At 64.0% G+C, this 25,217-nt stretch carries 21 protein-coding genes, 1 tRNA gene, 1 other RNA gene and 1 pseudogene; 10 read left to right on the plus strand and 14 right to left on the minus strand.

Annotation, left to right across the window (positions count from 1 at the left end; all coding sequences use genetic code 11):
* Nucleotides 1-12: 12 nt before the first annotated feature.
* The 3 genes from hutG to hutI all read right to left on the minus strand — a co-directional run bounded on the left by hutG (nt 13) and on the right by hutI (nt 3,801).
* Complete coding sequence (gene hutG, locus ABQU90_RS04660; RefSeq protein ID WP_323522111.1) at nt 13-870, minus strand: N-formylglutamate deformylase; 858 nt, start codon at nt 868-870, stop codon at nt 13-15.
* A gap of 166 nt (nt 871-1,036) precedes the next feature.
* Nucleotides 1,037-2,578, minus strand: coding sequence for a histidine ammonia-lyase (gene hutH / locus ABQU90_RS04665; protein ID WP_323522112.1), 1,542 nt, complete (start codon nt 2,576-2,578; stop codon nt 1,037-1,039).
* A 17-nt stretch (nt 2,579-2,595) separates the two neighbouring features.
* A complete protein-coding gene (hutI, locus tag ABQU90_RS04670) occupies nt 2,596-3,801 on the minus strand; it encodes an imidazolonepropionase (protein ID WP_323522113.1) in 1,206 nt (401 codons plus the stop codon).
* Nucleotides 3,802-3,861: 60 nt separating this feature from the next.
* On the opposite strand from hutI, the gene ABQU90_RS04675 reads away from it, so the two are divergent.
* Both ABQU90_RS04675 and hutC read left to right on the plus strand, forming a co-directional pair.
* The gene (locus ABQU90_RS04675) at nt 3,862-5,232 is read left to right on the plus strand and encodes a formimidoylglutamate deiminase (RefSeq protein WP_323522114.1); all 1,371 of its coding nucleotides are present in this window, start codon (nt 3,862-3,864) and stop codon (nt 5,230-5,232) included.
* Between the two features lie 42 nt (nt 5,233-5,274).
* Entirely contained in the window at nt 5,275-6,012 is a 738-nt protein-coding gene (hutC, locus tag ABQU90_RS04680) for a histidine utilization transcriptional repressor HutC (RefSeq protein ID WP_323522115.1), read from the plus strand.
* Between the two features lie 483 nt (nt 6,013-6,495).
* Here the strand turns inward: hutC and ABQU90_RS04685 are convergent, their stop codons facing one another.
* The 3 genes from ABQU90_RS04685 to ABQU90_RS04695 form a co-directional block, all read right to left on the minus strand.
* Entirely contained in the window at nt 6,496-7,503 is a 1,008-nt protein-coding gene (locus ABQU90_RS04685; protein ID WP_323522116.1) for a restriction endonuclease, read from the minus strand.
* Between the two features lie 503 nt (nt 7,504-8,006).
* Nucleotides 8,007-8,567 carry a phasin family protein gene (locus ABQU90_RS04690; RefSeq protein ID WP_323522117.1) on the minus strand — a complete coding sequence of 187 codons (561 nt, stop codon included), beginning with the start codon at nt 8,565-8,567 and terminating at the stop codon, nt 8,007-8,009.
* A gap of 161 nt (nt 8,568-8,728) precedes the next feature.
* Entirely contained in the window at nt 8,729-9,004 is a 276-nt protein-coding gene (locus ABQU90_RS04695; RefSeq protein WP_055844595.1) for a polyhydroxyalkanoic acid system family protein, read from the minus strand.
* 263 nt (nt 9,005-9,267) lie between these two features.
* Here ABQU90_RS04695 and ABQU90_RS04700 point away from each other — a divergent pair, with 263 nt between their 5' ends.
* The gene (locus ABQU90_RS04700; RefSeq protein ID WP_323522118.1) at nt 9,268-10,077 is read left to right on the plus strand and encodes an FHA domain-containing protein; all 810 of its coding nucleotides are present in this window, start codon (nt 9,268-9,270) and stop codon (nt 10,075-10,077) included.
* On the opposite strand, the gene msrQ is transcribed toward ABQU90_RS04700, so the two are convergent.
* On the minus strand, nt 10,019-10,675 hold the full coding sequence (gene msrQ, locus ABQU90_RS04705) for a protein-methionine-sulfoxide reductase heme-binding subunit MsrQ (RefSeq protein WP_323522119.1): 657 nt from the start codon (nt 10,673-10,675) through the stop codon (nt 10,019-10,021). The two genes, ABQU90_RS04700 and msrQ, sit on opposite strands and share 59 nt — an antisense overlap.
* Before the next feature lie 154 nt (nt 10,676-10,829).
* Complete coding sequence (gene msrP / locus ABQU90_RS04710) at nt 10,830-11,798, minus strand: protein-methionine-sulfoxide reductase catalytic subunit MsrP (RefSeq protein ID WP_115527552.1); 969 nt, start codon at nt 11,796-11,798, stop codon at nt 10,830-10,832.
* Nucleotides 11,799-11,974: 176 nt separating this feature from the next.
* Between msrP and serC the strand changes: the two genes are divergently transcribed.
* From serC to aroA, 3 genes and pseudogenes are all read left to right on the plus strand, one after another.
* Entirely contained in the window at nt 11,975-13,060 is a 1,086-nt protein-coding gene (gene serC / locus ABQU90_RS04715; protein ID WP_323522120.1) for a 3-phosphoserine/phosphohydroxythreonine transaminase, read from the plus strand.
* A 66-nt stretch (nt 13,061-13,126) separates the two neighbouring features.
* Nucleotides 13,127-14,350, plus strand: a complete 1,224-nt coding sequence (gene pheA, locus ABQU90_RS04720; RefSeq protein WP_323522121.1) for a prephenate dehydratase — start codon at nt 13,127-13,129, stop codon at nt 14,348-14,350.
* A gap of 113 nt (nt 14,351-14,463) precedes the next feature.
* Nucleotides 14,464-15,765, plus strand: a pseudogene (gene aroA, locus ABQU90_RS04725) (3-phosphoshikimate 1-carboxyvinyltransferase); the annotation flags it as partial.
* A 5-nt stretch (nt 15,766-15,770) separates the two neighbouring features.
* Here the strand turns inward: aroA and ABQU90_RS04730 are convergent.
* The 3 genes from ABQU90_RS04730 to ABQU90_RS04740 all read right to left on the minus strand — a co-directional run bounded on the left by ABQU90_RS04730 (nt 15,771) and on the right by ABQU90_RS04740 (nt 17,398).
* A non-coding RNA gene (locus ABQU90_RS04730) (sX9 sRNA) lies at nt 15,771-15,846 on the minus strand.
* Nucleotides 15,847-15,908: 62 nt separating this feature from the next.
* Nucleotides 15,909-16,376, minus strand: a complete 468-nt coding sequence (locus ABQU90_RS04735) for an energy transducer TonB (RefSeq protein ID WP_323522183.1) — start codon at nt 16,374-16,376, stop codon at nt 15,909-15,911.
* A gap of 356 nt (nt 16,377-16,732) precedes the next feature.
* Nucleotides 16,733-17,398, minus strand: coding sequence for an energy transducer TonB (locus ABQU90_RS04740; protein ID WP_055844576.1), 666 nt, complete (start codon nt 17,396-17,398; stop codon nt 16,733-16,735).
* 111 nt (nt 17,399-17,509) lie between these two features.
* On the opposite strand from ABQU90_RS04740, the gene serS reads away from it, so the two are divergent.
* On the plus strand, nt 17,510-18,790 hold the full coding sequence (gene serS, locus ABQU90_RS04745; RefSeq protein WP_323522122.1) for a serine--tRNA ligase: 1,281 nt from the start codon (nt 17,510-17,512) through the stop codon (nt 18,788-18,790).
* Nucleotides 18,791-19,235: 445 nt separating this feature from the next.
* Here the strand turns inward: serS and ABQU90_RS04750 are convergent, their stop codons facing one another.
* Entirely contained in the window at nt 19,236-19,814 is a 579-nt protein-coding gene (locus tag ABQU90_RS04750; RefSeq protein ID WP_323522123.1) for an FMN-dependent NADH-azoreductase, read from the minus strand.
* Between the two features lie 100 nt (nt 19,815-19,914).
* On the opposite strand from ABQU90_RS04750, the gene ABQU90_RS04755 reads away from it, so the two are divergent.
* The 3 genes from ABQU90_RS04755 to ABQU90_RS22755 all read left to right on the plus strand — a co-directional run bounded on the left by ABQU90_RS04755 (nt 19,915) and on the right by ABQU90_RS22755 (nt 21,943).
* On the plus strand, nt 19,915-20,934 hold the full coding sequence (locus tag ABQU90_RS04755; protein WP_115512009.1) for a LysR family transcriptional regulator: 1,020 nt from the start codon (nt 19,915-19,917) through the stop codon (nt 20,932-20,934).
* Between the two features lie 285 nt (nt 20,935-21,219).
* Nucleotides 21,220-21,309: transfer RNA gene (locus tag ABQU90_RS04760), tRNA-Ser, on the plus strand.
* 466 nt (nt 21,310-21,775) lie between these two features.
* Nucleotides 21,776-21,943 (plus strand): Na+/H+ antiporter NhaA, encoded by a 168-nt coding sequence (locus tag ABQU90_RS22755; RefSeq protein ID WP_407078756.1) that lies wholly within the window; start codon nt 21,776-21,778, stop codon nt 21,941-21,943.
* 76 nt (nt 21,944-22,019) lie between these two features.
* Here the strand turns inward: ABQU90_RS22755 and ABQU90_RS04765 are convergent, their stop codons facing one another.
* Complete coding sequence (locus tag ABQU90_RS04765) at nt 22,020-23,996, minus strand: BCCT family transporter (protein WP_323522124.1); 1,977 nt, start codon at nt 23,994-23,996, stop codon at nt 22,020-22,022.
* A gap of 46 nt (nt 23,997-24,042) precedes the next feature.
* On the minus strand, nt 24,043-25,143 hold the full coding sequence (locus tag ABQU90_RS04770) for a hypothetical protein (protein WP_323522125.1): 1,101 nt from the start codon (nt 25,141-25,143) through the stop codon (nt 24,043-24,045).
* Nucleotides 25,144-25,217: the final 74 nt, after the last annotated feature.

A 25,217-nucleotide genomic window follows, 5' to 3' on the forward strand; every position in this document is an offset into this window, starting at 1 on the left:
GGTTCCTTGCAATCAACGGTTGGCCGCGTGCGGCGTGGTGTCGGATAAGGGCGCAGTGGCGAACTGCAGGCAGGCCAGCAGCACATGCCGCAGCACTGCGCGTAACGCGGCGGCGTGCACCGGCTGCCACGGCGTAGGCCAGTTGTCGGGGGTGATGGTGTCCGGCTCGCGCATGTAGCCGCGGCAGGCCAGTTCCATCTGCAGGGTGTGCACGCCCTGGTCGGGTTGCGCGTAGTGGCGGGTGATCCAGCCGCCCTTGAAGCGCCCGTTGCGCACGGTGCTGGAGCCACTGCTGCGGCACAGCTGTTCGACGGCGTCGGCCAGGGCCGGATCGCAGCTGCGATCGTCGTTGCTGCCGATGTTGAACTGCGGCAACTCACCTTCGAACAGGTGCGGGATGAAAGAGCGGATCGAATGCGCGTCGTACACCACGATGGTTGCGTGTTGCTGACGCAGGCGCGCAATCTCGGCGGCGAGTGCGGCGTGATACGGGTCGAACCAGTGCGTGCGGCGCAGATCGATCTGCGCCTGATCCGGCGCCTGCCCATCGGCATACAGCGGCTGATTGTCGAAGGTGGTCAACGGACACAGGCCGGTGGTGTTCTGGCCCGGATACAGCGAAACGCCGCTTGGGTCGCGGTTGACGTCGACGACCGAGCGCGAGATGGCGGTGCGCACCGTGGTGGCACCCAGCGACTGTGCGAAGTCGTAGACCTGGTGCACCCACCAATCGGCGTCGCGGCGCGCCAGCCACGGCGACACGAACTGGTCGGCCACCGTGTCGGGCAGCTCGGTGCCAGTGTGCGGGAAGCTGACAAGCAACGGCGCGTCGCCGCGATGCACTTCCAACCAATCGGGCAGGGTGTTCATCGCTGCGCTCCGGTTACGTGCACAGTGGCGAGCACGTCGTGTTGGCGATACGCATAAACGCCATCATCGTGTTGAGCGCGACATGCAGCCGTTGCTGGTGCGGCAATACCACACAATGCAAAGCGTGGTGCTAGGACGCTGCGCAGGTGATGTGCAACCCGCCGCATCATGCGTCCTGCTCCACACCCGGCAGTGCGATCGCCACTGCGTTGGCCAATGCGCCTGACCGTACCAGCGCGCTTGCAGCCAGCATATCGGGATGGAAATAGCGGTCGTCCTGTAGCGTTGCGACCTGCGCACGCAACAGCGCGCGTGCCGCTTCCAGCGCAGTGCTGGAGCGCAGCGGTGCATGGAAATCGCAGCCTTGCACCGCCGCCAACAACTCGATGCCGATCACGTGCGCGGCATTTTCTGCCATGGCCAGCAGACGTCGCGCGCCATGCGCCGCCATCGACACATGATCTTCCTGATTGGCCGAGGTCGGAATCGAATCGACGCTGGCCGGATACGCGCGCTGTTTGTTTTCCGACACCAACGCCGCAGCGGTGACCTGCGGAATCATGAAGCCGGAATTGAGGCCTGGGCGAGGGGTGAGAAACGCCGGCAGACCAGACAGTGCCGGGTCGACCAGCATCGCGGTGCGGCGTTCGCTGATCGAGCCGATTTCGCACACCGCCATCGCCAGCATGTCGGCAGCAAACGCTACCGGCTCAGCGTGGAAATTGCCGCCAGACAAGGCCTCGCCGGTATCGCTGAAGACCAACGGATTATCGGTGACGCCATTGGCTTCGATGTCCAGCGTGCGCGCGGCCTGCCGCATGATGTCCAGCGCCGCACCCATCACCTGCGGTTGGCAACGCAGGCAATACGGATCCTGTATGCGCACATCGCCGAGGCGATGCGATTCGCGAATCGCCGAGTTGGCCATCAACGCCCGCAGCGCCGCAGCGGTTGCAATCTGCCCCGGTTGCCCGCGCAGCGCATGGATGCGCGCATCGAATGGCGTATCCGAGCCTTTTGCCGCTTCCACCGACAGCGCGCCGGTCACCAGGGCGGCCTGCAATACGGTTTCGATCTCGAACAAGCCGGCCAGCGCGCAGGCAGTGGAAAATTGCGTGCCATTGAGCAGCGCCAGCCCTTCTTTTGCGCCGAGCACGCGTGGCTGCAACTGCGCATGTGCAAGTGCGTCGGCGGCTGGCAGGCGCTTGTCGCCGACGAAGGCTTCGCCAACGCCAATCATTACCGCGGCCAGATGCGACAGCGGTGCCAGATCGCCGGAGGCGCCGACCGATCCCTGGCACGGCACCACCGGCGTGATGCCCGCACGCAGCATCGCTTCCAGCAACGCCAGCGTGCCCGGTTGCACGCCGGAAGCGCCCTGGGCAAGGCTGGTGAGTTTGAGCGCCATCATCAGCCGCACCACCGGCACCGGCGTGGGCTCGCCGACGCCGGCCGCATGCGACAACACGATATTGCGCTGCAGAGTCTGCAGGTCTTCGCGCTCGATGCGCACGCTGGCCAGCTTGCCGAAGCCGGTGTTGACCCCATAGACCGGCTCGCCGCGTGCGACGATCGCCTCCACCGTCTGCGCGCTGCGCAGCACTGCGGCCGCACAGGCGGCGTCCAGCGCCACATCGGCGCCGCGATACAGCGCACGCCATTGCGCCAGCGTTACCTGGCCGGGTTGCAAGACAACAGAAACACTCATGACAACTCCAGAGTCGATCAGGTCGAATGCCCGCGCCAGATGCGGGCATGAAGAGGGTTGAAGCCCATGCGATAGACCAGGTCGGCCGGCGCGTCGATGTCCCAGATCGCCAGGTCGCACTCCATGCCGGCGCGCAGCCGGCCAAGTCGCGCACTGCGGCCCAGCGCACCCGCCGCTTCGCGGGTGAACCCGGCGATGCATTCGTCCACCGTCATGCGGAACAACGTGGCCGCCATGTTCATCGCCAGCAACGGGCTGGTCAGCGGTGAAGTGCCCGGATTGCAATCTGTAGCCAGCGCCAGCGGCACACCGGCCGCGCGCAGCGCATCGATCGGTGGCAGTTGGGTATCGCGGGTGAAATAGAACGCGCCTGGCAGCAACACCGCCACGGTGCCGGCGCTGGCCATCGCATCGACGCCGGCCTGGTCCAGGTACTCGATATGGTCGGCCGACAACGCACCATGGCGTGCCGCCAGTGCCGCGCCGTGCTGGTTGCTCAATTGCTCGGCATGGATCTTGACGCGCAAGCCCTGTGCCTGTGCGGCGACGAACACCTGTTCGGCCTGCGCCGGCGAAAACGCCAGGTGTTCGCAGAAGACGTCGACCGCTTCGGCAAGCCCTTGCGCGGCAATCGCCGGAATCATCTGCGTGCAGACGGCGTCGATGTACTGCTGCGCATCGCTCCCCGGCGGCACCGCGTGCGCGCCTAGAAATGTCGGCACCACTTCCACCTGACGCAGGGTTGCGAGCTGGCGCGCCACGCGCAGTTGCTTGGTCTCGTCCTCCAGCGTGAGCCCGTAGCCGGATTTGATTTCCAACGTGGTCACGCCCTCGGCGAGCATGGCATCCAGGCGCGGCAGGCTGGCGGCGAGCAATGCGGCATCGTCTGCGGCGCGGGTGGCGCGCACGGTCGCCACGATGCCGCCACCGGCCGCGGCGATCTGCGCATAGCTGGCGCCGCGCAGGCGTTGTTCGAATTCGTTGGCGCGATTGCCCGCATACACCAGATGGGTGTGGCAATCGATCAGGCCCGGGCTGATCCAGCGCCGCTGGCAATCGTAAGTGCTGTCGGCTTCGAACGCCGGTGCCTGCGCTGCCGGGCCGGCATACACGATACGGCCGTCCCGACAGGCGATCATGCCATCGGTCACGATGCCCAGCCCGCCGTCGGCGGCGTCCAGGGTCATCAGCTGCGCGTTGTGCCAGAGAACGTCGCAATGCATGGCGCAGGCTCGTGGTGTCTGATATGTATATACAATAGATTCGTCAATCGAGGGTGTCCAGTGGCAGATCAACCGGTACAAGCCTTGTGGGCAGCGCGGGCCCTGTTGCCGAGTGGCTGGGCGGGCGGTGTGCGGATCACGCTGGAGCAGGGGCGTATCGCCACCGTGCAGACCGATGCGGCCGCGGCCGCCACCGATACGCGTGCCGATGTGCTGGTGCCTGGCCTGGGCAACCTGCACAGCCATGCGTTTCAGCGCGGTATGGCCGGCCTGACCGAAGTGGGCGGACGCAGCGGCGACAGTTTCTGGAGCTGGCGCGAACTGATGTACCGCTTCGTCGACCGGCTGGACCCGGACAGCCTGCAGGCAATCGCCGAGCAGGCGTATGTGGAAATGCTGGAGAGCGGCTTCACCCGCGTTGGCGAATTTCATTATCTGCACCACACCGTCAGCGGTGCGCCGTACGCGCATGCCGGTGAGATGTCCGAGCGCATCGCCGCTGCGGCCGCCAGTACCGGCATCGGGTTGACCTTGTTGCCGGTGTTCTACGCGCACTCGGATTTCGGCGGGGCTGCACCGAGCGCCGCGCAAAAGCGCCTGATCCACGACATCGATGGGTTTGCGCGCCTGCTCGACGACTGCAGGCACAGCCTCAAGACGTTGCCGGATGCCGTGCTCGGGCTGGCACCGCACAGTTTGCGCGCGGTCACGCCGCAGCAACTGGCGGCACTGGTGCCACTCACCGATGGCCCGATCCACATCCATATCGCCGAGCAGCAGCGCGAAGTCGACGCCTGCCTGGCCTGGTCGGGCCAGCGTCCGGTGCAATGGCTGCTGGCCAACGCGCCGGTGGCGGCGCGCTGGTGTCTGGTGCACGCCACGCATGTGGATGCCAGCGAGCTGCGGGCGATCGCCGACAGTGGCGCGGTGGTCGGGTTGTGCCCGATCACCGAGGCCAATCTGGGCGACGGGCTGTTCCCGATGCAGGCATTCGCTGCGGCTGGCGGGCGCTTTGGCGTGGGTTCGGATTCGAACGTGCTGATCGATGCGGCCGAAGAACTGCGCCTGCTCGAATACGGCCAGCGGCTGCGCCTGCAGGCGCGCAATGTGCTGGCGCCTGCCGACGTTTCGAGCGGGCGCTGGTTGTACGAAAAGGCAAGCGACGGCGCGGCGCAGGCGCTGGGTGTCGCGCAGCACGGGATCCGGGTTGGCGCCGTGGCCGATCTGGTGGAACTGGACACCAGCCATCCGGCCTTGCTCGCACGCAGCGACAACGCAGTGCTGGACAGCTGGCTGTTTGCCGCACGCGCCACTGCGGTGCGGCACGCCTGGCGTGGCGGGCGCCATGTGGTGCGCGATGGGCAGCATGTCGATCGCGCACGGATTGCCTCGCGTTTTGCCGGAGTCTTGCGAACAGTGCTCGGCAATTGAGCCGATGCGCGCACAATGCAGGTCTGACCGGAGACCGCAGCTTTGACCGCTACCCCCATCGCCGCGCCCGGTACCTTGCATCACCGCATCCGGCAGGATATCGAACAACGGATTCATAGCGGCGACTGGCCGCCCGGCCATCGCATCCCGCCCGAACACGAGTTGATGACGCAGTACGGCTGCTCGCGTATGACCGTCAACAAAGTGCTCGGCCTGCTCGCCGATGCCGGCATGATCGAGCGCCGCCGCCGCACTGGCTCGTTCGTCGCCCGGCCGCATCCGCATCTGGAGCAGGTGGCGCTCTCGATCCCGGATATCGAAGTGGAAATGACCACGCGCGGTCATCTCTACACGTTTTCGCTGCTATCGCGCCGGCTGCGCAACGTGCGCCAGCGCGTGCCGCAGGAGCGCGCGTTGGGCAGCACCGGCAAGCTGCTGGCGCTCGATAGCGTGCATCTGGCCGACGGCAACCCGTTCGCGTTGGAGCAGCGCGTGATCGATGTGACCACCGTGCCCGATGCGTTGGCGCAGACGTTCACCGATGTGGCGCCCGGAAGCTGGCTATTGCGCAACGTGCCGTGGACGCGCGCCGAGCACCGCATCAGCGCGGTCAGCGTCGACGCAGCGCAAGCCAAGTGCCTGCAGGTCAACGAAGGTGCGGCGTGCCTGGTGATCGACCGCCACACCTGGCGTGGAGATCAACCGGTGACCTACGTTCGCCAGTTGTTTCTGGGTGGCTCGTACGATCTGGTGGCGCGGTTCGCGCCCGGAATGCGCTGAGCGCTGGCGCTGGAAAGGTTGGGTTGGACGTCGGTAACGGTGCTGTTGCTGATGGTGGCGAGATCGATAGCGACGTGTAGCAGGCATGGTTACCAGCGCTGTTAAGCGGCTGCCATCACGCAGGCAAATCGGACGCGAAATACTGCGCGTCGTCGGCCGGGGAATCCGTGTATCGCACCATCGGGCTTATGCAAGATCGTGACTGCGATGGCTGCACACAGTCGGCCGCTACATCTGTTTCAGGACACCGCAGACTTGCGGCTCATCGTGCATACGACTGCTGTCTCGGCTTGATCGGCTAGTTAAGAGTCGCGCCTTTAACGGCTGCAGGTAGTCAGCCGGCACATCTGCGGCAGCCATCGCGCGCTTGCAGCTGATCATGAACACGAGTGTCGTCTCGACCCAGTCGAGCCGGCAGTAAACCGCCGTGTTCAGTCGCGCGACGCAGTTCGCTCGTCGTCACCCACCATCAGGCACAACGCATCAGATCGTGGTGCATTGCCGCCAGCGCACCGGCTCGTCCACACCCGGGCGGGGATTGAGCTGCACGCGGACCGTGCGCAGGTAGGGGTAGCGCTCAAGCTCTTTGCAGATCAATGGCCACGCCGCGCTGTCTTCCACAGTGCGATCCACCGCCAGCGTTGCCTGGGTGATCCAGATGCCACGTACCAAGCCCGGTGTTTGCGCCAAGGTTTTAGACACCTCGCGTCGATAGCCTTGAAGCGTTGCGTCGTCCGGCTCTGCCGTATTTGCCGACGGTGTTGTGGCGACAGTCGGCGCTGCAGCTGGCGTCTGCTGCGACGCGCTCCCTGGCAAGGTGGCCGCCGATGGCGTGCTCGGTTCCGCAGCAGCACGTGCACGCGGAGCAGCAACGGTCTGCGCCGGTACCGGTGCAGGCTCGGGCGGGCGCAACGCCAGCACCGCTACCAGCGCCAGTGTAGCCAGTGCCGCTCCGGCAATGATGCTGTGGCGGATCGCCCGTCGCCGTGCCGTGTTGACCACGCCGGTTTCCACATCGCCGGGCAGATACGGCTTGAGCAAGGGCCATAGCCGCGTGCCATCCAGGACTTCGATGGACTGTTTTTCTGCGGCCGCCAGGCCTTCGCGCTCCATGCGGCCCTCGGTCACCATCATGCCGCCGCCCGCACCGGCCAGCCGCGCCATCGCCCCCAATTCGTTGACCGCCGCCACGCCGATGCGATAGCCGCGGCCATGCTTGCAGGCCACCAGGCGGGTGCCTTGATCGGTCTGCATCATGAAGTCGGCGGTGGGCAGGCCATCCTGCGGCAGCTGGGTCGGTTGCCAGCCGCGCTGGTCCTGCAGAACCCGCAGCACCACGGCGGAAAAATCGCGCCAATGCATGGCCGCGAGGGCGCGTATGCCAGCGTCGGTTTCGTTGGCGCGGCGTCGCACCAGCCAGAAGTAAGCGGACACCGCAAGCCAGAGCAGCAGTGCAGCCAGGAGCGCCAAGATCCAGGAAGGCATAAGCATCAAGCGAAGGTATGGCGCGTATAACGAATCGGTACGCCTAGAAGAATCCTTCGCGCAGGTTTCGTCAATGGATCGCAGGCGGGGATGTCGCGAGGCGTGACCCAGACAACGAAAGACCCGCCAGTCCGAAGCCGTGAGGGGAGGGGAGCAAACGGACTTCGTGGTACAGGACTGGCGGGTCCATCCCGATTGTCTGAAAAATAATGTTGCTTTGCAACATCGGGCCTGGGTGTGGCGATTGACCAACCAATAGCGTGCAAGCGTGTCTAACGTCGTCGAACTGACGCTGCCAGCACAACATCGTGTGCAATGGGGGCATCCCGCTTTGGAGCCCGTCAACGTCGCCCCAAGAATGCGTGAAGGGGTCTCAGTGGTGCTAACGGCCCACAGACAGTCCACATCTGAAGGTCTGCACGGGCAACCCACGTGCAGACCCGATTGCGACCGGGATACATCCGCCGCTGGAACGCGTCAGATTTCGCTACCACCTGCGGCGGTGGGGCTTATTCCCCGTCGAACGCAGCAGGATTGCCGGTCGCTGACGTGTGGCCTGTCGATGCGCCTGGACCGCTCGCGTCGCTGCTGGCGGCCTGCGCGGCCTGGTTGGCGGTGCGGTTGGCCCGCTTGGTGGCGGCGGTGTTGGCCCGTACCTGCGCCTTCAACGATTCGACTTCACGACGCAGGTTTTCCAGTTCGTCCTGCTCGGGAATGTTGAGTGTACGCAGCACACCTTTGACGCGGTCGTCGAACGCCTTGCCCAGCTTGTCCCAGCCGCGCACGGCGGTATCGCGGGCCTGCTCGAACTGGGTTTCCACTTCCTCGCGCAGCTCGTCCACGCTGTCGGCGGCCTTGCGCTGCCCGGTGCGCTCATAGGCGGCGCCTTCGCGCACCAGCGAGTCGAACAACTTGCCGCCTTCGCTCTGCACGCGGCCCAGTGCGCCGAGTCCGGCCAGCCACACGGTCTGCGCCGACTCGCCAAGCCGCCGCGAAATCTGCTCTGCCTGGGCCTGGAAGCCCGACGCGCTGGTGTCGCGGTTACCGTTCTGATCGTATCCGGTCGTCATGCGATGCTCCTGTCGATTGCCAAAGTGACGTTGCGTTCACCCTAGTGCCGGCCCTGCATCGGGCAGGTGAAGCGACGCCCGGCCGGCCTGGCCCAAGCATCCGCCCATCGCGTGCGGGGCGGGTGACTTGGCGCTGAAGCAGCAACCGCAACCGCGCTCGCTCAGGCGAGCTTTTCGGAGAGCAGGCGACGAATTTCCGATTCCACCATCGGCTGCACGGCCGACAGCAGAAAGCCAAGCTCGGCCGTCACATGCACCTGCTGCGGCAGCAGCGCGATTGCGCCATCCACGCCGGCGCGGGAGATGCGCAAGGTGTCGCCTTCCCAATGCGAGGCAACTCCGTAGCGATCGGTCAGCTTGCGTGCCGCCTCGTCGATCGCCGCGCGGGCCTGTGCCGGCGGCAGGGAATGGTCGTGGCGGATATCGATGCTGGACATGAGCTGCCTGGGTAAGACGATAAGGAGTCGCGCATTGTGCGCATGCGCGCGCCTGGCTCCAAGTGCGGCGGTGCGCAACGAAGCCACATTGGCGACCAGAGCGACTGCGCGGCGACGCGCGGTGAGCGGCGATGCCTGCACCTCGAACGCTTGGGCATGTGATCTCTATAAGCCGGGCACCGACGGCGCAGCGTGCTGGCATCCAACGCATGAGGCCGCGGTTGTTGGCCGCTGGCGCGAGCAAACCTGCTAGGCTGCGGCGGGTGCGCGACCTGCAAGTTCATTTCACTCACCGGCAGCAGCCGGATCATTCCCTCAAGCCCGGCGTCCACCGGATCGTCCGTCATGCCTCCGGCAGCGTGCGGGTGGTGGCTGACGCCCAGGGGGCGCTGTTGTTGGCGCAGTTCTGCCTGGATCAGCGCGGGCTGTGGTTGCAGGTGGCCAACGGGATCCGCGGCATCCACGTTAACGGGCGCCCGGTGCGGCGCATGGCGTTGCTGCGCCCCGGCGATGCGATCTATGCCGACGGCGTAGAGATGCTGTTGCGCAGTGCGCCCTCCAGCGCACCGGCCAACGATGTGCCGGAAGACGATGCCGGCCTGAGCGAAGTCTGCTTGCTGTTACGTGGGCTGGGCGGCCGTCACCACGGGCGCAGCTTCACCCTGGACCGCTCGCGCCTGGTCGGCAGCGACCCGGCGTCTGACATCGTTATCGACGACCCTGCCTTTGCCGCGCAGCACGCGCGCCTCGAGCGTCACGGCGACCGTGTGCTGATCCGCGATCTGGGGTCGGAAGAGGGCAGCTGGATCAACGGCGTGCAGGTGCGCGATGGCTGGCTGCAAGCCGGCGACCAGGTCGTGTTCGATGCTCGCCACCGCTTCGTGGTGGAAGTGCCGCGCATCCACCACGGCACCACCTGGGACATTCCCGATTCCGAACCGCCGCTGCCACCGCGTGCCACCAGCGAGCCGGCACGCGCGCCAATGAAGGTGGCGCGTTGGCCGTGGTTGCTGCTCAGTGCGGTGTTGCTGGCGGCGGCGCTGAGCGCCTTGCTGTGGTTCGGCGCGCGCTGAGTTTCTTCCAGATCCGCCAGCCCAGCAGGACTGCGAGGATGCCGGCATACAGCGCCGGCTCGCGGATATCGGACTTCACCAGCCACCAGAAGTGCAGCACGGCCAGCACGCCGATCGGATAGATCAGCTGATGCAGCCGGCCCCAGTTGCGCTTGAGTCGACGCATCCAGCCCTGGGTCGAGGTGATCGCCAGCGGCAGCAACAGCAGCCACGCCGCAAAGCCCACGGTGATGTAGGGGCGCTTGAGAATCTCTTCAAAGATCTGCGTCCAGAAGCCGCGCAGGTCCAGGCTCAGGTACACCGTCAGGTGCACGCTGGCGTAGAAAAAGGCGTACAGCCCCAGCATGCGCCGGAAGCGGATCAGCACGGCCTGGCCGGTGAGCTGGCGTAGCGGCGTGATCGCCAGGGTAATCAACAGAAAGCGCAGCGCCCACAACCCGGTGCGGTGCTCGATCTCGGCCACCGGGTCGGCGCCCAGTGCATCGCTGCCGGTCTGCCACACCTGCCAGAACTGCCAGGCCAGCAAGGCGATCGGCGTCAATGCGGCGGCATGCACCGCCACCTTGGCGGCAATCAGGGAAGCAGAGGTCTTGGCCATGCGATCTCGAAGAGGGAAGCGATGCCGCGCGGGCATGAAGCACGCGCGTGCATGAAACGTAGGAGCACATCTGGGCGCGACGGGCTTTCCTGGTAATGCCCGTCGCGCCCGGGTGCGCTCCTACGCGGTGGATGTCACGCTGAGGGTTTCCGCACTAGAACCACTTCTTCAGGTCCATGCCCGCATACAACGATGCCACCTGATCGGCATAGCCATTGAACGGCTTGGTCGCAATGCGCTCGGCAAACAATTTGCTGGCGGTACCGGCGATGCGGCGCTCGGTCTTTTGGCTCCAGCGCGGATGGTCCACCGCCGGATTGACGTTGGAAAAGAAGCCGTATTCGGACGGCTGCAGATCGTGCCAGGCGGTCTCGGGCATCTTTTCGACGAAGCGAATTTCCACGATCGACTTGATGCTCTTGAAGCCGTATTTCCACGGCACCACCAGACGCAACGGCGCACCGTTCTGCTGTGGCAGCGGCTTGCCGTACAGACCGGTGGCCAGCAAGGTCAGCGGATGCATCGCTTCATCGATGCGCAAGCCTTCGCGATAAGGCCAGTCGATCGAGCGATAGCGCACGCCTGGCATCTGCTGCGGGTCGGCCAGGGTGGTGAAGGACACATACTTGGCCTTGGAGGTCGGCGCAAAACGCTTGAGCACCTCGCCCAGCGGCACGCCGGTCCACGGGATCACCATCGACCAGCCTTCCACGCAGCGCAGCCGGTAGATGCGCTCTTCCGGCGTGATGCCCTTGAGCACTTCGTCCAGCGACAGGCTGCCGGGTTTTTCGCATTCGCCGCTCACCTTCACCGACCACGGCGACAGCTTGAGCGTCTTGGCGGCCTTCGATGGGTCGGTCTTGTCGGTGCCGAACTCATAGAAATTGTTGTAGCTGGTGACGTCTTCCAGCTTGGTCAATTCTTCGGCCGTGCGGAAGCCACTACGCGCCTGCGCCGGCGTCACCACCGTCTTGGGTGGCGGCGGCGGGTCGGCCTCGGCGCACCCGGCAATGCCCAGTGCCGGGGTCAGCGCAAACAGCTGCAGCAGCCGGCGCCGGTCGCGGTAGACGGACTCATCGGTGATCTCGCTGGACGGCAGTTTGAAAGCATCGCGAAACGACATGGCAGGCTCCGGCAGTGGCTGCAGCGTGAGAGTAGCCCACCGGGGCGGAAGTTCGTCCCGTGGCAGTTACCACGTTACGTGATGCTCAGCCAAAAGGATGCAGCTGCAACTTCTTTGCCCGCTGCCAAGCCCGATGCGCTGCGGCATACTAGAAGGCTAGCTCGACAAGGTGTGCCATGACACGCGCGTTCAATTTCAGTGCCGGCCCTGCGACATTGCCGGAATCGGTCCTGCGGCAGGCGCAGGCGGAGATGGTCGAGTGGAACGGCGTTGGCGCCTCGATCGTGGAAATCAGCCACCGCAGCGCCGATTTCATGGCGGTAGCGGCCGCGGCCGAAGCGGATCTGCGCAGTTTGTTGTCGATTCCCGACGACTACGCGGTGCTGTTTACCGCCGGTGGCGCCACCACCATCCAGGCACTGTTGCCGCTGAATTTTGCCGCGCCCGGGCAGGCTGCCGATTATGTGATCACCGGGCACTGGGGCAAGACCGCGATCAAGCAGGCGGCGCCGTACGTGGATGCGCGCATTGCCGCAGACGCGCAGGCAGATGGGTTTATCGACATCCCGCCGGTGGCCAGCTGGACCTTGTCGCCGCACTCGGCCTACGTGCACATCACCGCCAACGAGACCATCCATGGCGTGGAGTTTCGCGACACGCCGGATGTCGGCACCTTGCCGCTGTTTGCCGATTTCAGCTCGTCGATTGCGTCCGAGCCGCTGGACATTTCGCGCTACGGGCTGATCTACGCCGGTGCGCAAAAGAATCTGGGCCCGGTCGGTATTTCGGTGCTGATCGTGCGCCGCGATCTGCTGGAGCGCGCCGGCCAATCGCGTGCGGACATCTTCAACTACGCCTCGCATGCCGCGCGCGATTCAATGCTCAACACCCCGCCGACCTGGAACTGGTACCTACTCGGGCTCACCGTGAAGTGGATGCTGGAACAGGGCGGCGTGGAAGAGTTCGCGCGTCGCAACGCCGAGAAAGCCGCGTTGGTGTACGGCGCCATCGATGGTTCCGGCGGCTTCTATCGCAACCTGATCAAGCCGGCGGTGCGCTCGCGCATGAACATCCCGTTCTTTCTGCCGAATGAGCAGCTGGACGCGTTGTTCGTCAGCGAATCCATGGCCGCCGGTTTGTTGGCACTGAAGGGCCACAAAGCCGTCGGCGGCATCCGCGCCTCGCTTTACAACGCCATGCCGGTGGCCGGCGCGCAAGCGCTGGCGGCTTTCATGCACGATTTTCAGCAGCGTCACGGCTGAGTTCCAACTTCGACCGCGGCGCAGGCCGCGCAGGCGCTTGCGCCGTTTCTCAAGGAATGCCCAGCGATGGCTCCCAAGTCCAATAAACCCACTGCTGCCAAGGGCAGCAAGACCAAAGCAGCGAGCACGTCTGCGGACACATCGGCAACCAAGCAGGTGGCCAAGCCCGCGACCAAACCGGACAAGGCCATCGGCAAGCCGGCCGCCGCCGCACCGGTGCTGGCCGATGTGCGCGCCAAGATCGACGCGATCGACCGCAACATCCAGGAATTGATCGCCGAGCGCGCCAACTTTGCCCATCAGGTCGGCAAGGCCAAGGGCAAGCTCGCCGCAGCGGTGGATTACTACCGCCCCGAGCGCGAAGCGCAGGTGCTGCGCATGGTGGTGGACCGCAACGAAGGCCCGCTCAGCGATGAAGTGCTGGTGCACGTGTATCGCGAAATCATGTCGGCGTGTCTGGCCCAGCAGGAGCCTTTGAAGATCGGTTACCTCGGCCCGGAAGGCACTTTCAGCCAGCAAGCCGTGCTCAAGCATTTCGGTCGCTCGGCAGTGGGCTTGCCGATGGCGACCATCGAAGAAGTGTTCCAGGAAGTGGAAGCCGGCAACGCCGATTTCGGCGTGGTGCCGGTAGAAAATTCGGGGCAGGGCACCATCCAGGTCACGCTGGATATGTTTCTGACTTCCAACCTGAAAATCTGCGGCGAAGTCGAACTGCGCGTGCATCAGTATCTGCTCTCGCGCAACGGCCGGCTGGAAGACATCGAGCGCATCTACGCGCATTCGCAATCCTTCGCGCAGACCGCCGGTTGGCTGCGCTCGCACCTGCCCAAGGTCGAGAAGCTTGCGGTGTCCAGCAATGCCGAAGGCGCGCGGCGCGCACGCAATGCCGAAGATGCTGCAGCCATCGGCGGCGAGAGTGCGGCGCATGTGTATGGCTTGAAGAAAGTCATCATGAAGTCGATCGAAGACGACGACGACAACACCACGCGCTTTTTGGTGATTGGCCGGCAGATCTTCCCGTCGTCCGGGCACGACCGCACGTCGGTGCTGGTGTTCATCCACGACAAGCCGGGCGCGCTATTCGATGTACTCAGCCCGTTCGCGCGGCACGGCATCAGCATGAATCGCATCGAGTCGCGACCCTCGCACCAGGCCAAGTGGGAATACGGGTTCTTCATCGATCTGGTCGGCCATGTGGAAGACGAGGCGATGAAGCAGGCACTGGCCGAGCTGGAAGCGCATTCGGCGCAGATCAAGGTGCTGGGTTCGTATCCGGTCGCGATTCCCTAAGCGCTCGATCACCTGCCCAACTGGCGCGCCGCCGCTCTGGCGATGACGGCGCTGCCATCTCTATACCAAGCGCATCGCCTGCATGGCGGCGGCGCAGCAATCGGATCATTCGCATGAGTAGCAGCACGCAATACTGGATCGCGCAGCAGGGCAGCGCATTGCGCGGTACGTTGGCCATTCCCGGCGACAAGTCGGTGTCGCATCGTGCGGTGATGTTTGCCGCACTGGCCGATGGCATCTCGCAGATCGACGGGTTTCTCGAAGGCGAAGACACGCGCTCCACCGCAGCCATTTTCGCCACGCTGGGCGTGCGGATCGAAACGCCGTCGGCATCGCAGCGCATCGTGCATGGCGTTGGCGTGGACGGCTTGCAGCCGCCCACCGAGGCACTGGATTGCGGCAACGCCGGCACCGGTATGCGCCTGCTCGCCGGCCTGCTGGCCGCGCAGCGCTTCGACAGTGTGCTGGTCGGCGATGCGTCCTTGTCCAAGCGGCCGATGCGGCGCGTGACCGGCCCGTTGGCGCAGATGGGCGCGAAGATCGAGACGCAGGACGATGGCACGCCGCCCTTGCACGTGCACGGCGGTCAGGCATTGCACGGCATCGACTTTGTGTCGCCGGTCGCCAGTGCGCAGGTCAAGTCGGCGGTGCTGCTGGCAGGCCTGTATGCGCAAGGCGAGACCTCGGTGACCGAGCCGCACCCCACGCGCGACTACACCGAGCGCATGTTGTCTGCGTTTGGCGTGGAGATCGCGTTCTCGCCGGGAAAGGCGCGCCTGCGCGGCGGCCAGCGCTTGCGTGCGACCGACATCGCAGTGCCTGCGGATTTTTCGTCGGCAGCGTTTTTCATCGTGGCTGCCAGCATCATTCCCGATTCGGAAGTCGTGCTGCGCGCAGTGGGCTTGAATCCGCGTCGTACCGGGCTGCTGGCCGCGCTGCGCTTGATGGGCGCGGACATCACCGAGGAAAACCATGCCGAACACGGTGGTGAACCGGTGGCCGATCTGCGCGTGCGCTATGCGCCATTACACGGTGCGCAGATCCCCGAAGCGCTGGTGCCGGACATGATCGATGAGTTCCCTGCCTTGTTCGTCGCCGCTGCGGCTGCAAACGGCAAGACCGTGGTTACCGGCGCGGCAGAACTGCGGGTCAAGGAGTCGGATCGCCTGGCCGCCATGGCGACCGGCCTGCGCACGCTCGGCGTGCAGGTCGATGAAACCCCGGATGGCGCCACGATTCACGGCGGCGCGATTGGCAGTGGCGTGATCGAAAGCCACGGCGATCACCGCATTGCGATGGCGTTCGCCATCGCCGGGCAGCGTTCGACCGGCACCGTGCAGGTGAACGACATCGCCAACGTCGCCACCTCGTTCCCGGATTTCGACACCCTGGCGCAGGGCGCCGGTTTTGCGCTTAGCGCTGAAAACAAAACGTAGCGAGCAGTTGTCAGCTGGGTGTGGACGGCGCGGAGGAACCGCAGTGGACGAACGGCGCATGCCGAACCGATCACCGGCCGCGCCCGTCTGGCGCTGAGCACCGTCGTTTTTGTTCGCTGCTCTTAGCGCTCTGGGCTGAACTCGACCGGCACCTGCACGCTGCTGACCACCGCGTGGCCGTCGCGCGTGGCCGGTTCGAAGCGCCACTGGCGCAGGCTGTCGGTCACCGCTGCGTCCAGTCGCGGGTCGTTGCTGCCACTGCGGTCGACGATGGTTACCTGGCGCACCTCCCCCTGGATGTCGAGCTGCAGGCGGGCGGTGCGACTGCCCTGAATGCCGGCGCGTGCAATTGCCGCCGGGTAGCTGGGCATCGCGTTGCCCGGCAGCGGCTTCGCATCCACGCTGCTGACCGCCGCGCGCACCGGCTGATGCGGAATCATGGTCATCGCGCGTGGGCCATCGGTGCTGGGCAGAATTTGCCGGCTGGTGACAGGCGCGACGCGGGTATTGGTGGCGAACGACTCGTCGCCATGGCGAGCCCACCACCACGTAGGGACGACCACCAACAAGGCGATCAGCGTCGCCCACAGCCAGGGCGAGGCGCCGTCATGCTCCACGTCCTGCCCGCGTCCGGACGCTGCAGCGGTGCGGCGAGACAGCGACGGCGCGTGGTGTGAAGAGGGATTGGAGATGAAGGACATGGCCGGCCTCCTGGCGCATCTTTGGGATGACGCGATCAGTCTGGTCGGCGCTGCCTGAGGCGCAGCTAAGGCGGGAGTCTGCCAGGCGGTCATCGCGCTGTAGGTGTTCAGCTTTGCGACGACGATAGCGCTGTTGCGCTGCCGCCGTTTGCGCAAGCAGTGGCATGCATTCCCTTACATCGCAATCAATTGCATGTGCCTGCGGTTGCGTGCGTCTCGGTCGTCATCCAACGCGTCAGCCGCGCTTACTGCGCCGGCTTGAACTCGAAGGGGATATCCAGGTTGCCGGCCACCGGCTGGCCGTTTTGCTGCGCCGGGTGAAAGCGCCAATGGCGTACCGCCTCCATTGCTGCGCGGTCCAGATCGCGCGAGCCGCTGCGCTGGACCAGGGTCACACCGCCCGGATTGCCGGCGGCATCGACATCCACACGCACCACTACATCGCCGGCATCGCCACGGCGCAGTGCTGCCGACGGATAGCGCGGCGGCGGCATCTGGCCCTGCATGGGGACCGGGCGGTTGCCGCCTGCCACAGGCGCGTTGGAGGGCGCTGCAGTGCCGGGCGCACCGGGCGCGGCGTTTTCAGGCAACGGAGCCGGCGCGGGTGGGGCCGGTGGTGCGGTCTCCACCAGGGTTGGCGTCTCTTCGGGCGGCTTGGCCTGCGGCATGTCGCTGGCGCCGTCCTGGGCGGGCAGCGGTGCCGGCAACGGTTGAATGGTGTCGTCTGCGGCCGGCGTGCCGGCCGTCGGCTGTGCCGGGGAGGCTTTGTAAAAGTCGTCCTTGCGGCCAGTTGCCCACACCAGCAGGAACAGCAGCAGACCGGCGCCGAAGGCGATACCGGCAATTTTCAGGGTGTGGCGGGGCAGACGCAGGACGATCTGGCGATCGGACGCAGGGCGGGGCGCGGGCATAGGGCTCACCTGAAGGATCGCGGTAATTCTGGCATAGCCCCGGTGAATCGATCGCAGCAGATGGCGGAACAGGCGATAATCTTGTGCTTCCTACCGACACACAGACTTCCGATGCTAGATCCGGCCCTGCTTCGCCAACATCCCGCCGACCTTGCCGAGCGCCTGCGCAGCACGCGCAGTTTCTCCCTGGACACTGCGGAACTGGAGTCGCTGGAGAGCGAGCGCAAGCGGATTCAGGTGCGCACGCAGGAATTGCAGAGCATGCGCAATTCCAAGTCAAAGGCGATCGGGCAGGCCAAGGCCAAGGGCGAAGATGTCGCCGTGCTGATGGCTGAAGTGGCCGGTTTCGGCGATGAGCTCAAGGCCTCGGAAGACGCGCTGGACGTGATCCGCGCAAAGCTCGAAACCATCGCGCTCGGGCTGCCCAATCTGCCGGCCGACGATGTGCCGCTGGGCAAGGACGAGAGTGAAAATGTCGAGCAGTCGCGATGGGGCACGCCGCGCAGTTTCGATTTCGCGGTCAAGGACCATGTGGAACTCGGCGCGCCGCACGGTTGGCTGGATGGCGAAACCGCCGCCAAGTTGTCGGGCGCCCGTTTCACCGTGCTACGCGGGCCGATCGCGCGCCTGCATCGCGCGCTGGCGCAGTTCATGCTCGATTTGCATGTCGGCACGCACGGCTACGAAGAAACCAATGTGCCGTTGCTGGTCAATGCCGAGTCGATGCGCGGCACCGGCCAGCTGCCGAAGTTCGAAGACGATTTATTCCAGACCGAAGTGGGCGAATCGCGCCGCTATCTGATCCCGACCTCCGAAGTGCCGCTCACCAATATCGTGCGCGACGACATCGTCGATGCCGAGCGCCTGCCGCTGCGCATGACCGCCCATTCGATGTGCTTTCGTGCCGAAGCCGGCAGCGGTGGTCGCGATACGCGCGGCATGATCCGCCAGCACCAGTTCGAGAAAGTGGAGTTGGTCACTGCCTGCGCGCCGGAAGACAGCGATGCCGAGCATCAGCGCATGACGCGCTGCGCTGAGGTGGTGCTGGAACAACTCGGCCTGCCGTACCGCAAGGTGCTGCTGTGCACCGGAGATATGGGTTTTTCCGCGATCAAGACCTACGATCTGGAAGTCTGGCTGCCGTCGCAGGATACCTACCGCGAGATTTCGTCCTGCTCCAATTGCGGCGATTTCCAGGCCCGCCGCATGCAGGCGCGCTGGCGCAACCCGACCAGCGGCAAGCCGGAGCTGCTGCATACGCTCAACGGCTCCGGCACTGCGGTCGGCCGCGCGATGATCGCGGTGATGGAAAACTACCAGAACGCCGATGGCTCGATCGACGTACCGCAGGTGCTACGCCCGTACATGGGCGGGCTGGAACGCATCGGCTGAAACGCCTGCATTGGGCTTGCAGCGCTCGGCGTCAGCCGAAGAACATGCGTCATGTGTCGCATGGTTTTGGGCACCAGCGCTGCGCTCTCAGGCGGAGTCTGGTTTCTTGACCTTGCCGCGCGAGTAGCGCCCCATGTCGCCGCCGCAGGCAATACAAACGCACAAAAAACGGGACCAGCGATGGTCCCGTTTTTTTATGCAGGCGGCACTATCCCCACGAGTAGCCCACACCGGCTAAGGCGCACAACGCGCATCGCGTGCAAGGGCACAATGCCAGCGTGGTGCACGAACACGCACGCCATCACTGCGCAGTAGCAGAACGACAACTTGCGCGACGTGCCTTGCTGGAAGATGTGTCACAACAGATCCGATGGTTTATCGGGAATCGGCTATTACCAATCCCCACTTCCGACTCCCTAATCTCAGCCGCACAAGGGCTGGGCGCTCAGGCTGCCGCTTCTGCCGGTTGCTGCAACTCGGCCAGCGCCTGCGCAAGCGCATTGCTGCGATGCTCTGGCGAATACGCCACGCCCTCGGCGCGCACGAAGGTGATGTCGTCGATGCCCAGAAAGCCGAACAACTGGCGCAGATACGGCTCCTGAAAATCGTTGGTCGGGTCGGCATAGATGCCGCCGCGCGCGCTGGCGATGATGATGCGCTTGCCGCCGGCCAGTCCTTCCGGGCCCGTTGCGGTGTAGCGGAAGGTGCGCCCGGCAACCGCAATGCGGTCGATCCACGCCTTGAGCGTGGAGGGGATCGCGAAGTTGTACATCGGCGCGCCAATCACGATGACGTCGGCGTCCAGAAACTGCTGCATCGCCTGTTCGGCCGCCGCCGCTTCGGTTGCGTCGGCCTGCGCCAGCGACTGCCCGGTCAGGTGCGGAAGCGGCTCCAGGTCCAGATCGCGATAGGTCACCTGCAGCTGCGGGTGCAGCAGGCGCTGCTGGGCGACGGCGGCGGCACTGAGTTCACGGCTGATGGAGTTGGCGCCCAGGGCGCTGGAATCGAGATGGAGCAGCTTCATGGCAAAGACCTATGGCAAGCGGCAACGCCGCGGAGTGGCGCAGATTAGGTCGTTGCTCTGTTGGGATAAAGGTGGTTAAATATCACTTATCGTTCTATCCATGGATACCTGCGCCATGCACGACCTGAATGACCTGTACTACTTTGCGATGGTGGTGGACCACGGCGGCTTCGCTGCTGCCGAGCGTGCGCTGGGGATTCCCAAGTCGCGCCTGAGCCGCCGTATCAGCCAACTTGAAACCGACCTGGGCGTGCGCTTGCTGCAACGCTCTACGCGGCGCTTCGCCGTCACTGACGTCGGTACCAGCGTGCACCGACACGCCCAGACCATGCTTGCCGAGGCCCAGGCCGCGCGCGAGGTGGTGGATCGTCTCAGTGCGGAGCCACGCGGTCTTGTACGTGTGAGCGTTCCTGTCTCGCTCGCGCAAATTCAATTGCCCAAGCTGCTACCTGAATTTCTGGCCAAGTACCCCAAGGTGCGGTTGCAGCTCAACATCAGCAACCGCCGCGTTGACGTCATCAACGAGGGCTACGACATCGCGCTACGCGTGCGTTCGCGCCTGGACGACGACGGCAGCCTGGTGATGCGCAGCTTCGGCCAGGTGCAGGAATTGCTGGTCGCCAGTCCCAAGTATCTGGACCGCGCCGGCCGCCCGAAAGACCCGAGCGAGCTGGCCAACCACACCACCATGAGCACCAGCGAAGACGAAGCGCATCAGCGCTGGGAACTGCACGGCCCCAACGGCGAAATGCGCCGCGTGGACCTGCAGCCGCGTCTGGCCGGTTTCGATTTCCCGCTGCTGCAATCGATGGCGCGCGACGGCTTCGGCATCACCATGCTGCCGGAAACCGTCTGCGCCGAAGCAGTGCGCAGCGGCGAACTGGAAGTGGTGCTGCCGCACTGGTCACTGCCACAGGGCATCTGCCATGCCGTGTTCGCCTCGCGCCGCGGCCTGCTGCCGGCGGTGCGGGTGTTCATCGACTTCCTGGCCGAACACCTGCCGCAGGAAATCGAACGCTCGCGCCTGGACTGCGGTGGCAATTGCGCCGAACTGGCCGAAAAGCTCAAGCGTGCAGCAGGCACTGCCAGCGCACCGCGCCTGGTGGCTGAAGCAGGCTGAGCGATGCACTGCTGATTGCGTCGGTGCCCCTCACTGGCGAGTCGGTACCTTTCGCTGCGTAGGGTTAGCCCACTGGTTGACGCGCCGCCCGGCAAGCCGGGCGCGTAAGGCTAGCGATGCTGCTTAGCAAAGCACGCCCGGGCATGCGAGAATGCGCGCCCGGGAGCGATCCTGGGATTGGCAGAACCGCACTCGATGACCGTGCGGCCCTGTCGGGCGCCACCCGCGCAATGCGGATCGCCCACGTGACAACCGATACTTTCGGCGATCACGCGCAGCAGCATCGGAGAGATGGCCGAGCGGTTTAAGGCACCGGTCTTGAAAACCGGCGAAGGGTCAAACCTTCCGTGGGTTCGAATCCCACTCTCTCCGCCAATATCCATCTAAGTCATTTATTTAGTTGAACTTATTGTGGATAGCTGAGTCTGCCAGCGAAATGTAGATCGGGAAACATCTCCCGAATGCGCACGCCCCGTCATTTTGTTCGCACCCCCCCGCCGGCAACTACGCTTTTCGTCAGTGTGTGCCCTGCGATTACGGGTCATCATCGGCCGCAAGGTCATCAAACAAACACGTCGGACTGCGAACGTCGCCTCAGCCAGGTTGCGAGCGGTTGTCTTGGCATCAGGCTAGGCTCACACGTATGACGTGTTGAGGGATCGACGGGTAGATCGGTTTAGCGAGAAGGATCTGGAAGCGCTCGTTGATCGCCTAAGCAGCGTGCAGATCGGCGCCATCTCACGTCTTCCTCGGACGCAGGCGGCATGTGGCACGCTCACGGAGCGCTGGCAGATCGACCGTGGAGCCGACGTCCAGTGCATCGTGGCTGCAAATCTACGAGGTGAGTTTGCTTTGCGGCATTGACTTCACGATGCACCTTTTCATCAGCTCGCTCGCGTTCCCTTCGGATCCTGTGTTCGTTGAGAATGCCAAGGTCGGCATCTTGCCGGGATCGCTACTTCCTGCGTTGCTGGAAGCGGTCGTATTGAGGTTTGCGCCCAGAACCTAGAGCAGGCTGCTTGGCTGGGTGCAAGGCATCTTGGTCGAAGTCCCGACCAACCGGTTTCGGTTGGCCGGGACATTGATCAGCGAACGTGATCCAGGAACTGGCGGTGGCGCTCGTATTGGTCGAGCACATCATGGATCAATTGCACTTTTGGCCACCCCATGACGTCGTAGTCCTGTCCGCCTTCGCGCAGGTAGACCTCAGCCCGATAGTGACGGGTGCCCTCGCTCACGGGGCGGCGTGGGTCCTGCAACGCGAAGGTGGGCGGTTCGTAAGGTTGAGGACGCACGGAGTAGAAGAAGTCCATTTCTTCGCCATGGCCTACGCGAAGCCAAGCGCGCCCATCTTCTCCCTCGGTGACTTCAACCGGAAGATCCTGCTTGCGCAGCTCCACGGCAACCTCTTGGAGTGCGGGCAGCACCTGATCTTTGATAAAGGCAACCACCTCCATCTTGACGGGGTTGTGCGCGAGCAGCTTGAGCCTGGCGCGCCAGTCCTCGCTGGTGCCTGGAAGCAATCGTGCATCACGAGAGATCGAGCGCTTCGTTGCGTCCAGATGCATGGCTTTGAGTAGCCCCCAACACATCAAGATCATGACGATCGTGAAGGGAAGGGCGCTAGCGATGGTCGCAGCTTGGAGTGATTCAAGGCCGCCTGCAATGAGCAGGGCAACGGCAATGCCGCCGACCAGAAGCGCCCAGAAAATGCGTTGCCAGACGGGCGATTCCTCCTCACCCTTGGAAGTCAGCATGTCGATCACCAACGCGCCGGAGTCAGCGGATGTGACAAAGAACAGCGCGACGAGCACAACGGCAAGCGAGGAGGTGAACATTGTCAGCGGAAGGTGGCGCAGAAACTCAAACAACGCCATCGAGCTGTCATCCGAAACTGCCTTCACGAGCTCTTGAACACCTTCGGAGCGCACCATGAACAAGGCGGAGTTGCCATAGATCGTCATCCAAAGAAACGTAAACCCGATCGGCACGAGCAAGACGCCAACCACAAATTCACGCACCGTGCGGCCTCGCGAAATACGGGCGATGAACATGCCAACGAAGGGCGACCACGCAATCCACCAGCCCCAATAGAACAAGGTCCAGCCGCCAAGCCAGCCGCTTGGCTCATAGGCATATAGATTGAATGTCATTGAGAAAAGCTGAGAGGCATACATGCCGGTGTTCTGCACAAATGCCTGCATCAAGTGGACGGTGGGGCCGCAGACAAGTACGAATGCAAGCAGTGCGACGGCCATGATCATGTTGATCTCAGACAGGCGACGCACACCGCTGTCGAGACCCGCGACCACAGACCCTGTCGCCACCAGGATGATGATGCCGATCAACGACACCTGCACGAGGGTGCTCACTTCCAGGCCGAACAGGTAATTCAGTCCGGAGTTGATCTGCATGACCCCGAGGCCAAGCGAGGTGGCTAGGCCAAAGATGGTGCCAAGGGCTGCAAACGTATCGACCGCGTGACCGATAGGTCCGTGGATGCGTTCTCCAATGAGCGGATAGAGAGCCGATCGCACCCGCAGGGGCAGGTTGTGGCGATAGGCAAAGTAGGCCAGCGCCAACGCAACAACCGCGTAGATGGCCCAGGCGTGCACGCCCCAATGGAAGAAGGTGATACGCATCGCCTGACGAGCCGCCTCGGCAGACTCGGGCGTGCCTGTCGGCGGAGTGGCGTAGTGCATGATTGGCTCAGCTACGCCGAAGAACATCAGGCCAATGCCCATGCCTGCGGCAAAGAGCATGGCAAACCACGAGGCATAGCTGTAATCAGGGCGGCTGTGGTCTGGGCCGAGCTTGATCCGCCCGTAACCACTGATTGCGACACCGACCACAAAGACCAGAAAGCCTGCGACCGATAGGATGGTGAACCAGCCTGCGTCATTGGCGGTCCAGTTTTTGGCTGCTGTGAACCAAGTCGTTGCTTTTTCTGGAACGAAGATGGATAGCGCCAACAGTAGAAGCACGATGGCCGCAGTAGGAATGAACACCTGCGGCAAGATGCGCTGGCGAACAGGAGTGGATGGCGGAGCTGAGCTCTGCATAAGTTCCTCCGGTTGATGATCGTTGAAGCGAAAATGCGGCTTGCGCTTAGAAATAGAACCCGATGTTGAGGTTCAACCGGCTATGCCAGCGGGCTGGACCACCGTCGTTGATTCCGATGCCGTCGCCGCCTGCAAACCACATGTTCTTGCCGGCAATCCAGTCCACGTAGGTCAACATGATCCCCTTTTGTAGGCTGCATCCGGTGACGTTTTGCCATGACTCCCTCACGCCCTGACTGCGCCCGGCTGGGAGGGTCATGCTGAGGTTGTTGTAGCAGGTGATGTCATCGAGCCAATGCTTTTCGCCGAAGGAGTAAGCCACGTTGACACTGGGTACATCGGCTTCTGACGCGATCTCGAACGGGGCAAGAAACGCCGACATCGCAATTCGGTCGCCCGGCACGCTGTAACGGTAGCGAGCCCATTGCAGCTGAGTCGTCCAGCCATCCCGTTTCCACTGGGCATGCAGCGCCGCACCCTGGTGACCATAGTGACGGCGGGTAGTGGTGTTCTGAACCTGACCGCTGAATGCAGAGGCCCCGAGCAGCAGCTCACCGGCATTGAAGAAGCTCGTATGTTCGTATCGGAAATGAACACGCTCCTGTTCCTTGTATGGCAAATCAGCGGTCTGTGCCACATCAAAGGAGTAGCGGTCGTAGCGAGATCCGCTTCCGTATTCATCCCCTGAGAACCAGCCGGCTATCCAGTGATGGTCGCCACTTTTATGGCTAAACGTCACACCCGGATCGTAATCGTCTTCAATGCCAAGGTAGTAGCCTGAGCCAAACCAAAAGCTCTGAGAGACAGTAGGCAAGAGTCCGAAAGGGACCTGCTGGATGCCTGCTTTAAGCTGCGTTGCGTCGTTGAAATTCCATCCGGCATAGGCATGGTGGACGGCGTCGAAACCGTCATACCAACGATACTGGGCCGAGAAGAACATGGGTCCAGCTCCGGCTTCGACGTCTGCGCGGAGCAGTTCAAGTTGCAAGCGGCTTGTGGGGCCGTAGTCCAGCCAGCCATAGTTGAACCGGACGGCGCCACCCACATCGACAAACGGTTCAACCTGAGTGTTGGGTGCTTCTTGAGCATGGATTGTGTCTGTGGCCGTTGCGGCACCACAGAAGAGAATCAGGGGGAATACCTTCACGATAGTGTCTTGTGGCCTCCATATTGCGAATGAAAGCGTCCAAGTCTAGCGCGTTAGCATGGGCCACCCAAGCG

The sequence above is a fragment of the Xanthomonas sp. WHRI 10207 genome, from assembly GCF_040202975.1.
In the GTDB taxonomy this organism is placed as follows: domain Bacteria; phylum Pseudomonadota; class Gammaproteobacteria; order Xanthomonadales; family Xanthomonadaceae; genus Xanthomonas.